This window comes from bacterium (genome assembly GCA_028820935.1).
In the GTDB taxonomy this organism is placed as follows: Bacteria; Actinomycetota; Acidimicrobiia; order Spongiisociales; family Spongiisociaceae; genus Spongiisocius.
The window spans coordinates 13,114-26,241 of sequence record JAPPHZ010000042.1 but is presented as its reverse complement, the minus strand read 5'-3'; the positions used below and the strand labels follow the sequence as shown (position 1 = coordinate 26,241).

Genomic DNA, 13,128 nt, shown 5'->3' with positions numbered 1-13,128 from the left:
CCACCGATCGCTGCTCGAGCCATCTGTCAAAGGATCACCATCGCTGCACCTGATGGGGGATCATCACCTGCTGTGGTTTGTCAGGGAGAGTGCCCGTGGCTTGGCTGCCGGCCGGTGAGTACGGCTGTAACCTGGCACGCCGGCGACCAATCCCGATCCCGCCGCTGAGCCATGGATGATATGACCCATCACTTGGGAAGCGCCCCTGCCGGCCGCCGAATCGGACCCGGCCGGAGAGGATCCCGCGGGTACTGGTGGGACGTGGCCAACAACCGGCATTCAGTAGGACTGCCCGCCCAGACGCTCGCGGAGATCGAAGCCGAGGACATCGTTCTCCCCGACCTGGATGTGGTGAGGCGATACCGGCTTCAACGGGTGCGAGATCGCCTCAGAGACCTCGACTATGCAGGCATCATCCTCTACGACCCGGTACACATCCGTTACGCGTGCGATGCCACCAACATGACTCTGTGGAGCGCGCACAACCCCTGCCGTTACCTCTGGGTGGGAGCCGAGGGGCCCATGATTCTCTTCGACTTCTCGGAGACTGCATTCCTGGCCGGACACAACCCCCTGGTGGACGAGGTACGGCCGGCTACCCAGTGGATGTACGAACTCGCGGGGATCGAGATGGAGCGCTATCTACGTAGGTGGTCCTCCGAGTTGGCCTCCGTGGTGGCGGAGCACGGTTCGGGCAACCGGCGGGTGGCAATCGATCGGGCCAGTCCTGATGCCATTCACGCCCTGGATCAGCGGGGACTCGAGCTCCGCAACGGGGGCGAGGTCATGGAGGTGGCTCGCTCGGTGAAGAGCCCGGAGGAGGTCACCCTGATGCGAGCCGCGCTGGTGGCGGCCGAGCATTCCGTGGAAGCGATGAGGGCTTCACTCGAGCCCGGCATGACCGAGCTGGACTTGTGGGCGATCCTCCACGCGGAGAACATCCGCCGTGGAGGTGAGTGGATCGAGAATCGTTTCCTCTGTTCCGGTCCGCGGACCAACCCCTGGTTCCACGAGGCCGCCGGGCGGGTGATCGAGGACGGGGATCTGGTGGCGTTCGACACCGACCTGATAGGCATCTTCGGGATGTGCGTCGACATCTCGCGCACCTGGATCGCCGGCTCCCGGCGTCCCAATGCCAACCAGCAGGATGTCTTTGCCCGCGCCGAGGAGACGATCCGGCGCAATATCGAGATGGTGCGCCCGGGTGTCACCTTCCGGGAGCTCACCTTCGATGCCTGGCTTCCCGACATCGACGAGTTCAACTCCTACTCGAACCAGTTCCACGGGGTCGGTATGGCCGACGAGTGGCCGATGATCGGCCTTCCTCAAACGTGGGACCAGGCTGGCTACGACGGTGTGGTGGAGCCTGGCATGGTGCTCTGCGTCGAGTCCTTCGTGGGCAGGCGGGGTTGGGGCGAGGGGGTGAAACTCGAACAGCAGGTGCTGGTGACCGAGCATGGTCACGAGCTCCTGTCCCGGTTTCCGATCGGCCTCCGATGACCGCGACTCTCGAGTTCTACGGTCCAGTCGGGGGGAGCCTCCTTACGGTGGCGAGATCGGACGTTTGCCACCGCCGATGACAACCCGCCGGGACCCGTTCGGACCGCGTGTTGGCAGCCGGATCGGCTCCAGTGGGGTTGGCGGCGCGGAGTACCGGCGGGCCGTGGCCGACAACTGGCATTCCATCGGACTACCGCCGGATGCCCTCGCGGAGATAGAGGCTGCCGGGATCGTTCTTCCCGACCTCGACGTGGTGCGCCGCTACCGCTTGGACCGGGTGCGAGAGCAGCTGCGGGAACTGGACTACGCGGGGATCGTTCTCTACGACCCCGTTCATATCCGCTACGCGTCCGACACCACCAACATGTCGCTCTGGACGGCTCACAACCCCTGCCGGTACCTTTGGGTCGGCGCCGAGGGTCCCATGATCCTCTTCGACTACGGCGATGCGGCCTTCCTGGCCGGTCACGCCCGATTGGTCGAAGAGGTACGGCCGGCTACCCAGTGGATGTACGAGTTGTCGGGGATCGAGATGGACCGGAGCCTGCGCCGATGGTCCGCCGAGCTGGTCTCCGTGGTGGAGGAACACGGTGGGGGGAACCGTCGGGTTGCGATCGATCGGGCGAGTCCCGACGCGATCCACGCTCTGGAGGGGCGCGGACTCGAGCTCCGAAACGGCGGGGAGGTCATGGAGGTAGCGCGATCCATCAAGAGCCCCGAGGAGGTCACGCTGCTGAGGGCGGCAACCGTCGTAACCGATCGCTCCCTGGACGCGATGCGGGCGGCTCTCGAGCCGGGCATCACCGAACTGGAGCTTTGGGCGGTGCTCCACTCGGAGAACGTCCGCCGCGGTGGCGAGTGGCTCGAGACCCGCCTGCTGTCCTCCGGCCCCCGCACCAACCCTTGGTTCCAGGAGGCATCCGCCCGGGTGATCGAGGACGGTGACCTCGTGGCCTTCGACACCGATCTGATCGGTCCATTCGGGATGTGCGTGGACATCTCGAGAACGTGGATCGCCGGTGACCGACCGCCGAATGCTCACCAACTCGATGTATTCGGGCGGGCCGAGGAGATGATCCACCACAATATGGCGATGCTCTGTCCCGGCATCACCTTCCGCGAGTTGACCTTCGATACCTTCGTGCCGGACGTAGAGGAGTTCCGTCACTACACCACCCAGTTCCACGGGGTCGGCATGGCGGACGAGTGGCCGATGATCGTCTATCCCGACACCTGGGACCAGTCCGGCTGGGATGGCGTGGTGGAGGCCGGAATGGTGCTCTGCGTCGAGTCCTTCGTGGGTCGGTGGGGTCGGGGGGAGGGCGTCAAGCTGGAGCAGCAGGTGCTAGTTACAGATACCGGCGCCGAGTTGCTTTCCAGCTACCCTCTCGGGCTGCGATGACGCACCGGGCAAGGTGATCGACTTCGACGGGACGAAGGTCCCCTTCGAAGAGGGCGACACGGTCCTCACAGCTGTTCTCCGAGCCGGTCTGAGGCCGTGGGGCGGATGCCTTTGCGCCGCGGGAGACTGCCCGTACTGCCTTGTCACCCTCGAGGGGGTCTCGTATGTCCGCGCCTGCCGGACGCCGGCCGTCGAAGGCATGAAGGTCGCTTCGCATCCACCCGGCGGGTACCCGGCCCTTCCTCCGTCGACTCAGCCGCCCGCCCGCGAGAGCGCCGTCGGCTTCGAGATGGTCCATTGCGACACCGTCGTGATCGGCCAGGGTAGTTCGGGGAGGGAGGCCGCTACCGAGGCCGAGGAGAGCGGCCGCAGCGTCGTCGCCCTCGACGCGCGGGCAGGCAGGGAAGCGGTCGGTGTCTACCCCGGTCCCGAGGTGGTGGCCCGGACGCCCGAAGGCATGGCGAGGATCTTCTGCGAGGAGGTCGTGGTGGCGACCGGGTCCGTCGAGGTGCAGCCCGTCTGTCCCGGGAACCAGCTGGCCGGCATCGTGACCAGGCGAGCCGCCGAGGCGTTGGCAGCTTCGGGAGTGGATCTGGGAAGGGTGGTGTCGGTAGGTAGGCCACCGGAGGGAGTCGGACACGAGCCGGCTCGGGGCAGGTTGGTCCGGTTCGAGGGCGACGGAACGGTGCAGCGAGTGGTGACCGTAGACGCCGAGACCGGCGCCGAACGCGCCTACCCGTGCGATACGGCCGTGGTCGGTCTCGGATCCGGTCCGAGGGACACGCTCGCCCGGATGGCCCACGGCTTGCCGGGGGTGCGCTCGGTAGGAAGCGTCGCCGGACATCTTGACCGGCCGCCCGTGCCCGAGGCGGGTGTCGTCTGCCCGTGCTCCGATGTAACGGTGGATGCCCTTCGGTCGGTGTGGGATCGCGGGTTCCAAGAGTTGGAGTTGATCAAGCGATCCACGCTGGCCGGTACGGGCGCCTGCCAGGGGTCCGTCTGCATGCCGCACGTGCGCAGCTTCGTGGCCGCCGGGGGGCAGGACCTGCCTCCGTCGTTCACCGCTCGTCCGGTCGTCACCCAGATCACGATGGGCGAGGCCGCGGCGGGCTGGTACCACCACCCCGACAGGCGGACCGCCCTCCACGACGAGCATCTCGCCCTGGGAGCCGTGATGGAACGATCCGGGGGTTGGCTCAGGCCCTGGACCTACGGCGACCCGGACCGCGAGTACTGGGCGGTCCGGACCGGCGTGTCGATCTGCGACGTGAGCACCCTGGGCAAGTTCCTGGTATCGGGTCCCGACGCGGACGCGTTCCTCGAGCGCATCTACCCGACCACCATCACGCCGCTCCGCCCGGGCCGGGCGAAGTACGTGTTGGCACTTGACGAGCGGGGCTACGTGTTCGACGACGGGCTGGTGTGCCGCGAGGGCGCGAGCCGGTTCCTACTCACCTCCACCTCCGCCGGCGCTGGTCACTTCGAGATGTGGCTGCGGGACTGGGCGGAGGCCTGGGGAATGGACGTGAGGATCCTGGACCGGACCGCCTCCTGGGGGGCCATAAACGTGACCGGACCCCGGTCCGTTGAGCTCCTTTCCAGGCTCGGCGCCGCTGATCGGCTGCCGCCTTTCATGGGCCACACCGAGATCGAGGTGGCGGGTGTCGCGTGCCGGGTCATGAAGCTGAGCTTCACGGGCGAGATCTCCTACGAACTCCACCACGGGGCGAGTCGATCGCGACACCTCTGGCGTGCTCTGATGGAGTCCGGCGCCGACCTCGACGTGTGGCCGCACGGGATCGAGGTGTTGGAGGAGTTGCGTCTCGAGAAAGGCCACATTCTGGTCGGGGTGGACAGCCTGCCCGACTCCACGCCCCGCCGGTTGGACCACGGCTGGGCGGTCCGGATGGACAAGGCGGACTTCCTGGGCCGGCCTGCGGTGGCCCGGACCTCCCGGATGGAGTTGGACAGGTTGCTAGTGGGCTTGGAGGGGTATGGCCCTCCGCCGCCGCAGGGTGCCATCCTGCGCGTGAGAGGCGACTACGCCGGGTTCGTGACCTCCACCACCTGGTCCCGCGTGCTGGGCCGCTCGGTGATGCTGGCCTGGCTCTACGCCCGGGACGGCGGACTTCCCGGCGACATCATGATCGATGGACGCCCGGCTCGGAGGGTGCCGGTGCCTTTCTACGATCCGGAGGGCCGACGTGTCCGCGCCTGATCGCTTCGAGCAGCTGGAGGCCACCAGGATCGTCGGCGTCCCTGAGGCGCTCGACGAAATCGATTCGCCGGACGGCGGGCGCCTGTTGCGCCTCGCGCCTGACGACCTGCTCGTGCTGCCGCCCCCCGAGCGGGTCGAGGTGGCCGACCCGTACGCCATCATCGAACCCGAGGCGGGATTCTCGGCAGCGTGGTTCGACCGTTCCGAACTGGCCTGCCTGCAAGCCGTGTCGGCGTGGGAGTTCCCCCTGCACTGCCCGGAGTTCGCACAGGGGCATCTTGCCGGCGTACCGGTCAAGATGCTCTTCGACGAGGGCGGAGTCCTCGTCCTGGTCCCGGCTGTGCTGGCGCACCACCTTGAGGAGCGTCTCGGTCTGGGGGAGCGGGCGGAGTGAACGAGTTCATCGAAGCCCAGGTGGCCTTCGGTTGGGAGGATCTGCGGTCGTCCTACGACGTGGTGATCGTGGGCGGAGGCGGGCACGGCCTGTCGACCGCCTATCACCTGGCCACCCGCCACGGGATAACCAACGTGGCGGTCCTGGAACGCGGCTACATCGGATCGGGCAACTCCGGTCGCAACACCACCATCATCCGGGCGAACTACGGCATCCCCGAGGCGGTCCGTTTCTACCAGCGGAGCGTCGACCTCTACTCCAGGTTGGAGGAGGAGACCGGGCGCTGGATCATGCACGACCGCAAGGGGCTCCTGTGGTTGGTCCACGGGACTCCCGGTACCCGCCACGAGCGGGCCCGGTCCATCGTCAACCAGGCCTTCGGAGCCGACACGGTCTACGTGACCCCGGAGGAGGTGCGGCAGATCTGTCCGGATGTGGACCTGAACGCGGGGGGAGGTGAGTTCCGGGTGACGGGGGGCTCGTACAGTCCCCACGCCGCCACGGCGCGCCATGATCGGGTGGTGTGGGCGCTGGCGGAGGGCGCCATGAAGCGGGGGGTCCACGTCCACCAGCGAGCCGCCGTGACCGGCCTGCTCAAGTCAGGAGACCGGGTCACGGGTGTCCTGACCGACCGGGGACCGGTGGCGGCAGGCGTGGTCGTGAGCGCGGTGGGGGGCCATGTCTCGACCCTGGCGGCCATGGCAGGAGTGCGGTTACCGATCCGCACCCATCCCCTCCAGGCGTTCGTCACCAACCACTACGCCCGTTCCTTCCGCCCCATCGTCGCCTCGGCAGAGATGGGTTTCTACGTAAGCCAGACGCCGAGAGGAGAGATGCTTCTGGGCGCCGGTATCGACAGCCAGCCGAGCTACTCGTACCGGTCGAGCTACGAGTTCCTCTCTTATTGCTCGCTTCCCGCGGTCACCCTTCTCCCGTTCCTGGGAAGCCTGACCATCCTGCGCCAGTGGGCTGGCGTCTGTGACATGTCGGTGGATCTGTCCCCGATCATGGGGTACACAGGGGTGGACGGCTTCCTGGTCACGACCGGCTGGGGAACATGGGGTTTCAAGGGGATCCCCGCCGGCGGTGAGCAGATGGCGGAACTCATAGCCACGGATCGCACGCCCGAGCTGATCGCCCCGTTCTCCCTGAGTCGCTTCAGGGAGGACCGGCTGATGTTCGACCCCGGTTCGACAGGGACGACCCACTGATGGTCCTGCGTCTCGACTGCCCGCACTGCGGTTCCCGCCCGGTCGAGGAGTGGATGTACGGCGAGGTCCCCGACCCTCCCGACTATCTGACCGGTGCCGAGGAGCGGGATGTGGACCGCGGCTTCATGATGAGCAACACGGAGGGAGCCCGACAAGAGCGCTGGTTCCACGCGGGCGGCTGCGGCCGCTGGCAGACTATCGAGCGGGATACGACGCTTTAGTTGCTAGTTGCTAGTTGCTAGTTGCTAGTTGCTAGTTGCTAGTTGTCTGCGATAGTTGGTCTTAGATTGGAGGTCGATGGGCACACGACATTGTTGACGCCCATGCGGGCCCGCCATACGCTTGCGGGCAGGCGGCGTGTGTCCCCTCACCAGGCGGGGCTCAGGCCATCGCTCCTCGGGGATGGGAGGCCCTCATGATGCGTTTCGAGAATCGGGTGGCGCTGGTCACCGGGGGGGCGTCCGGGATCGGCCGGACAACCGCCAGGGAGTTCCTCCGGGAGGGCGCCCGGGTGGTGGTGCTGGACCAGCAGCCGGTGGACCACGACCTCGTCACTCAAGGCCTCGATTGCTCGCCCGACGCCCTGCGGTCGGTGGGCGGCAGCGTGGCGAAATTGGAGGACTGCCGCCGGGCGGTGGCGGCTGCGGTCGACACGTTCGGCCGGGTCGATTGCCTGGTCAACAACGCGGCCAGCTTCGTGGTCGCGGGATTGGATGTCACCAGGGAGGAGTGGGAGGCCAGTTGGTCCACCAACGTTCTGGGCGCTACCAACATGGTCCAGGCCGCCTTCGAGCCGCTGAAACAGGCGGGCAACGGCGCCATCGTGAACGTGGCCAGCGTGGTGGCGGGAGTCGCCAAGCCGGGCGCCTGGACCTATCACAGCACCAAGGGGGCGCTGGTGGCGATGACCATATGCATGGCCCTCGACCTGGGCGCCCACGGCATTCGGGCCAACACGGTCAGCCCGGGATGGACCTGGACCGAAGCCACCGCCAACGTCATGGAGCGCCAGGCCTTCGAGGATTACATCATCCCGCGCCTGATGCTCGACCGCTGTGGCGAGACGATGGACGTGGCCAGGGCGATCCTGTTCCTCTGCAGCGAAGACGCCTCGTTCATCACCGGCATCGATCTCAAGGTGGACGGCGGGTACACAGCCATGGGTCCGGAGGCTAAGGACAACCCGGTCTGAGTCCCGCGTGGTTCGGTATCAACCGCCCTGGAGGGCGATCGCGCGGTAGAGGGCGGACGAGAGGGCTCTGGGCCGGCGGTCGGTGCCGACCTCCATGTGGGTCTGGTTCATGGCGTAGCCGAAGCCGACCTCGGCGACCGGGTCCGCGTAAGCGACCGATCCTCCGATCCCCTGCATCCCGAACGCCTCGTCGTTAGGTCCGAACGACAGTCCTCCGGGCGTCGAACGCCCGTACCCGAGCGCCACGCGGGTCTCGCCCCCGAAGATGGCGTCGGTGCCCCTGGCCTGCTCCGTAGCGTGAGTGGCCACCGACTCCTCGGACACCAGGCGCACACCGTCCAGCTCACCGCCCGCGGCCAGCATGGCGTACATCCGCGCCACGCTGCGGGCGGCGCCGACGCCGTTCACAGCCGGCATCTCGGCCGTCCAGAAGTCGGGGTCGTTGGCGAGGTCAATCGGAGATCGGCGCTCCGGGCCGATGAACAGGGCCGCGCCCGCCGCCTTCTCGGGTCCTCCGAGCGCCTCGACGAGGTCGAACGCGGGGTCGGGATCGTGCCGTAGCCGGGCGACCCGGTCGTGATGTTCGGCCGGAAGCCCGATCCAGAAGTCGAGTCCCAGCGGGGCGGCCACCTCCTCGGCGAAGAAGGCGCCCAGCGTCCGACCGTCGATCCGCCGCACCAGTTCCGCCACCAGCCAGCCGTAGGTGATGGAGTGGTAACCCACCCGGGCACCCGGTTCCCAGGCGAGGGGAGCAGCGGCCAGCCTCGACGAGATCTCTCCATACCGGTGCCATCCCTCCGTAGCGTCGAAGCTCACCAGGTTCCAGTAGTCGGGGAAGGACGGAAGTCCCACCGTGTGGCCTAGAACCTCCCGCACCCGAGCATCACCCTTGCCCCCGGCCGCAAACTCCGGCCAGTATTCGCAAACCGGGGTGTCCAGGTCCATGAGGCCTCGGTCAACCAGCATCTGGGCCACCAGGGCGGTCGGGCCCTTGGTGACCGAGAACACCGGCACCAACGTGTCCTCGCGCCACGGCCTCCCCGGCGCGGCCGTCCCGGCCCAGATGTCGACCACCGGCTCGCCCCCCACGTAGGCACAGAACTCGGCTCCCACCTCGCCCCGGACGGCGAAGTTCTCCTCGAAGGCCTCCACCACCGGCTCGAAACCGGTTGCCACCCTCCCGCTGACGTCGGTCACTTGCTTCTCTCTCCTTTGAGCGGTCCGGTGCGCGGAACAGGCCCCGGCTCCGGTCCGGGGCCTGTTCTCGGACGGTACTGAAAAATGTCCAGTTGGCCTGATAGTCGGTAATGAAGCCCCAGTTCAAGGGGCCGCAGGCCAATCCATCCCCGTCTTTTTCAGCACCCTCCTCGCTTGGCTGTCCTACAGCGGTTTCATGATCCAGTTGACGAGGTCCTGTCTGGCCATGAGTTTCTGGAACCAATCCTTCTCGACCTCGAAGATCCGCCAGTCTGAGTCGGCCGCCACGGTCCCTGCCTCCACCGCGTTCTTGTGCGTAAGCGCGATGGACAGGTCCATGTTGGTGGGCGAACCGTCGGCGAAGTAGTGATCCCACGCATCCTGGTACCGCACGAAGTCCTCGATGTTGAACAACTCGGCCTTGAGCGTCTCGTCGTCCACCAGGACTCCGCCGGCCCGGCGCACCGCCTCGTGCATGGGCGGGAGCACGTCGGCGGTACGGTTGTGCAGGTACCGGGTGGTCCGATACCAGATCGCCAGCATTCGCAGCGCCGTTTCCTCGTTGGCGTCGAGCCAGTCCTGGGTGGACGCGAAGGTGCTGTACCACAACCCGGTCGAGCCGTAGGCCTGGAACGGGGCAGCCGATACGAACTTGTCTCTCAGGTCGGGTGCGGTCAGCATTCGGTGCATCTGGATGCTGTCACCGGAGTGGTAGTCACCCTCGCCGGCTATGAACGAAGTCGAGGCCACGTTGATGTCGGCGAAGCCAATGATCTCGATATCGTCGAGGGTCAACCCGCCCTGCTCGATCAGGGCCTTGAGCGTCGCGATGCCACCAGGATCCCAGATCGCGAAGCTCCGTCCGGCGAGCGATGCCGCGAACTCCCGGTTGGCTTGCTCCAGGTCGCCGCCGGCGTCGACGAAGAAGTCGATCCAAGGCTTGTGTACCGCGGCGCCGGTCTCGGGATCGGCGCGGCCGATCAGCTGGAATCCCCTCCACTGGTAGGACGTGATCCAGTTGCGGAACTCCGGAATGCTCTCGTACACGCCGAACGCGCAGGCCGGGCACGAGGCGATCACGTCGAACTCGCCCCGCTTCAGCGCGGCGGTCGGGAAGAACCCCTGGCTAGATATGTCCAACTCGATGTTGAGTTCGTCGGCGATGCCCAACTCCTTGGATGCGGCCCAGAGGTTGAACGGATAGAAAGGTCCGCCGTTGATCCGCACCGTCACGAGCGGGGCGTCCGGGATCATCGGACCCATCTCCTCTTCCTCCGGCTCCACGACCACCTCGCGGATTACCTCCCGGACCACCACAGTCTCGGGGGGAGCGGCGGTGGTGGTGGGCGCGGGCGCCGCCGTGGTGGTGGGTGCCGCCGTGGTGGTGGGTGCGGCCGTGGTGGTCGGCGCGGCGGTGGTGGTGGGCGCGGCCGTGGTGGGCGCGGCCGTAGTTGCGGCAGGTTCGTCGCTCCCGCAAGCCGTCGCCATCAGGGCTAGGACCATCATGATCGGGATGAAGAGCCATTTCCTGGGTGAGCGTCGCATTTTGCCTCCCATCGCGTGGGAGTGCGTACTCTCCTGCCGGTGCATCAATTAGGCCGCATTAGGCCGCGCCGGCAGCCTACTTCCCACTTAGTTACCGAGCATGCTACCTACGAGGCCGCGGTCGCTGCGTGGGCTCCAGCGAATTATTCTCGCCGAAATAAGGCGAACCGTCTGGTCGAAGATGATCGCCATCGTGCAGAAGATGAACACGATCATCATCATTCCGGCCGGATCGAGATACTGGTTACGGACCAGCAGGATGAAGCCCAGTCCGGTCCGGGAACCGCCTATGAGTTCCACGGCCGCATCGAGGCCCCAGGCAGAGGCTGCGGCCAGGCGGAGAGAGCCCACCAGGTGCGGGATGATGGCCGGCACGACCACCGTCCGGTAGATGTGAAAGCGGCTCGCTCCCGTGGTAAGGGCGGCCTGCATATAGATGTGCGGGACGTTGCGTATGGCCTCCAAGGTGACAAGCGTCCACAGGAGGAACATGGCCAGCGCGACCAGAGACACCTGGGGCGCGTACCCGACTCCGAACCAGAGGATGAAGAACGGGATCAGCGCGAACAACGGAACGGGACGGACCAGGTTGTCGAGGGTTGCCTCGAAGAACCGACGGATGAACGCGCTGTAACCGAAGACGATGCCCGTGGCCAACCCGGCGACGCTACCCACCGCCATTCCCAGCAACACCATGCGCAGCGACACCCAGGTAGCAGAGGGGATGAGATCGATGATCTCCACCAGGGAGGCGATCACCTTGTCCGGGCCGGGGTATATGCCGGAATCGAGGATGTTCCGAGTCAGCGCATACCAGACCGCTACCAAGACGAGCGGCACCACCGACGCCTCGGCCAGCCGGCGCGCCGGTCCGGCGGTCACCGGTTGGATCTGGAGTTGAACGTCTCTCCTCTCCGTTCTGGACCGTAGGAGGCCAAGTCGCCGCATCTCGCGTCAATTCCCCAACATGTGGCCGACCATTCCTCTCCTCGCCCGAGGGCTCCACCTGGTCAGTCGACCGGCGGCGTACCGCACCGATTGGTCGAAGACCACCGCCAGCGAGCAGAAGATGAGCACGATGAGCACCGCTGAAGCCGTGTCCAGGTAGAAGTTGACCCGGCTGATCAGGATGTAGCCCAGACCCTGCTGGCTACCGGCCAGCTCGGCTGCGACGAGCAGCCCCCAGGCGTAGGCGGCTCCCAACCGCACGGAAGCGATCAGGTGCGGCGTGATGGCCGGTACGACAACGGTTCGGTAGATGCGGAACCGTTCCGCCCCGGCGGTCAGGGCCGCCTTGACGTAGATCTGAGGGACGTTCCGTACCGCCTCGAGAGTCGTCAGGCTCAGAAGCAGGAATATCCCGATGGCCACCAGCACGACGAGCCGGACCGCCTCGACCCTGAACCAGAGGATGAACAAGTAGATGAACGCGATGAACGGGACCGGGCGCACCAGGTTGTCGAGCGTGGCCTCGAAGTACCGCCGGATCGTCGGGCTATAGCCGAGGATGAGGCCGGTGGCGATGCCGGCTGCACCCCCGATGGCGAGGCCTAGCAGCACGATCCGCATCGAGATCCAGAGGGCGCCGGGGAGAATGTCGGAGAGTTCGATCGCGCTGTTGTAGACCGCTTCGGGCGGGGGCAGGTACACCGGGTCGATGCGGGTAAGGCCCGAACTGTCGGTCGTAAAGAACAGGCGTAACGACGAGGGCAGGCTCATAGGGTCCAGCTGGGTCTCCCTGGTGACCAAGTACCAGACGATCGCCAGGATCACCGGGACGAAGGCGGCCTGTGCGACCAGCAACGACTGCTTCGGAGTTCGCGCCGGGGGCGAGACACCTCGCCGACGACTACTTCTGGCCATCCGGTTCCTCTACAGACGCGCCGCGGATGCTACCCACTGCCGCGCGATCCGTCACCTGTCACCACCGACCGCCCCATCGATCGGGGGCTAGGATCGGCGACAGACTGATCGTTTTCGGATCACCGGGAGGGTTGATGAAACGCCATGTAGTTCCGGCGATCGCCCTTCTACTCTTCACCGCGTGCGGCGGTGACGCCGGCCCGACCACCACCGCCACGACCTCCGCTCCCACCACCACCCGGCCGGCGTCCATGACCACGCTGCCGCCGACGACCGTGGCCGCGCCCACCGAAGGACTCCCGGAGAGACTCCCGCCCGAGCTGGTCCCTCCCGGCGTGACCTCCGCCTATTGGGAACCCACAGGGGCGGGCACCGACGTCTTCTTCGAGGTGACCGCAGGTTTCGACGAGCTCATCGACTTCTTCACGGATGCCCTCGAACCGCCTCTCGACGTAAGGACTGAGGCCGGTGTCGACCGGGCCATCTGGGTGTTCAACCCCGGGGTGGAGAACATAACTGTCATTGTCGAGTCCGACGCGGAGGGCGTCCGCGTCAAGGTATCCGGCCTGTTCTAATGCCGGCCCGCCACTCCGAGCGGTAACACCT

At 66.5% G+C, this 13,128-nt stretch carries 12 protein-coding genes; 8 read left to right on the top strand and 4 right to left on the bottom strand.

All coding sequences use genetic code 11. From position 1 onward, the window contains the following. The first annotated feature begins 192 nt into the window (after positions 1-192). The 7 genes from OXM57_12095 (at position 193) to OXM57_12065 (ending at position 7,917) form a co-directional block, all read left to right on the top strand. Complete coding sequence (locus tag OXM57_12095) at positions 193-1,500, top strand: Xaa-Pro peptidase family protein (GenBank protein MDE0353420.1); 1,308 nt, start codon at positions 193-195, stop codon at positions 1,498-1,500. Between the two features lie 76 nt (positions 1,501-1,576). After that, the gene (locus OXM57_12090) at positions 1,577-2,902 is read left to right on the top strand and encodes a Xaa-Pro peptidase family protein (protein MDE0353419.1); all 1,326 of its coding nucleotides are present in this window, start codon (positions 1,577-1,579) and stop codon (positions 2,900-2,902) included. Positions 2,903-2,915: 13 nt separating this feature from the next. Continuing rightward, positions 2,916-5,120, top strand: a complete 2,205-nt coding sequence (locus OXM57_12085) for a 2Fe-2S iron-sulfur cluster-binding protein (GenBank protein MDE0353418.1) — start codon at positions 2,916-2,918, stop codon at positions 5,118-5,120. Next, on the top strand, positions 5,107-5,514 hold the full coding sequence (locus OXM57_12080) for a hypothetical protein (protein ID MDE0353417.1): 408 nt from the start codon (positions 5,107-5,109) through the stop codon (positions 5,512-5,514). The genes OXM57_12085 and OXM57_12080 overlap by 14 nt, the downstream gene beginning before the upstream one ends. Continuing rightward, a complete protein-coding gene (locus OXM57_12075; GenBank protein MDE0353416.1) occupies positions 5,511-6,725 on the top strand; it encodes an FAD-dependent oxidoreductase in 1,215 nt (404 codons plus the stop codon). Before OXM57_12080 ends, OXM57_12075 begins: the two co-directional genes overlap by 4 nt. Beyond that, the gene (locus OXM57_12070; GenBank protein ID MDE0353415.1) at positions 6,725-6,946 is read left to right on the top strand and encodes a sarcosine oxidase subunit delta; all 222 of its coding nucleotides are present in this window, start codon (positions 6,725-6,727) and stop codon (positions 6,944-6,946) included. Before OXM57_12075 ends, OXM57_12070 begins: the two co-directional genes overlap by 1 nt. A gap of 194 nt (positions 6,947-7,140) precedes the next feature. Beyond that, positions 7,141-7,917, top strand: a complete 777-nt coding sequence (locus OXM57_12065; protein MDE0353414.1) for an SDR family oxidoreductase — start codon at positions 7,141-7,143, stop codon at positions 7,915-7,917. 18 nt (positions 7,918-7,935) lie between these two features. Here OXM57_12065 and OXM57_12060 read toward each other — a convergent pair whose 3' ends face one another. From OXM57_12060 to OXM57_12045, 4 genes are all read right to left on the bottom strand, one after another. Continuing rightward, positions 7,936-9,114, bottom strand: a complete 1,179-nt coding sequence (locus OXM57_12060) for a serine hydrolase (GenBank protein MDE0353413.1) — start codon at positions 9,112-9,114, stop codon at positions 7,936-7,938. A gap of 183 nt (positions 9,115-9,297) precedes the next feature. After that, positions 9,298-10,659 (bottom strand): ABC transporter substrate-binding protein, encoded by a 1,362-nt coding sequence (locus OXM57_12055; protein MDE0353412.1) that lies wholly within the window; start codon positions 10,657-10,659, stop codon positions 9,298-9,300. An 87-nt stretch (positions 10,660-10,746) separates the two neighbouring features. Beyond that, complete coding sequence (locus OXM57_12050) at positions 10,747-11,541, bottom strand: ABC transporter permease subunit (GenBank protein ID MDE0353411.1); 795 nt, start codon at positions 11,539-11,541, stop codon at positions 10,747-10,749. Positions 11,542-11,613: 72 nt separating this feature from the next. Continuing rightward, positions 11,614-12,462: an ABC transporter permease subunit gene (locus OXM57_12045; GenBank protein MDE0353410.1), complete on the bottom strand. Its 849-nt coding sequence runs from the start codon at positions 12,460-12,462 to the stop codon at positions 11,614-11,616. A gap of 194 nt (positions 12,463-12,656) precedes the next feature. On the opposite strand from OXM57_12045, the gene OXM57_12040 reads away from it, so the two are divergent. After that, positions 12,657-13,097 (top strand): hypothetical protein, encoded by a 441-nt coding sequence (locus OXM57_12040; protein MDE0353409.1) that lies wholly within the window; start codon positions 12,657-12,659, stop codon positions 13,095-13,097. Positions 13,098-13,128 lie beyond the last annotated feature (31 nt).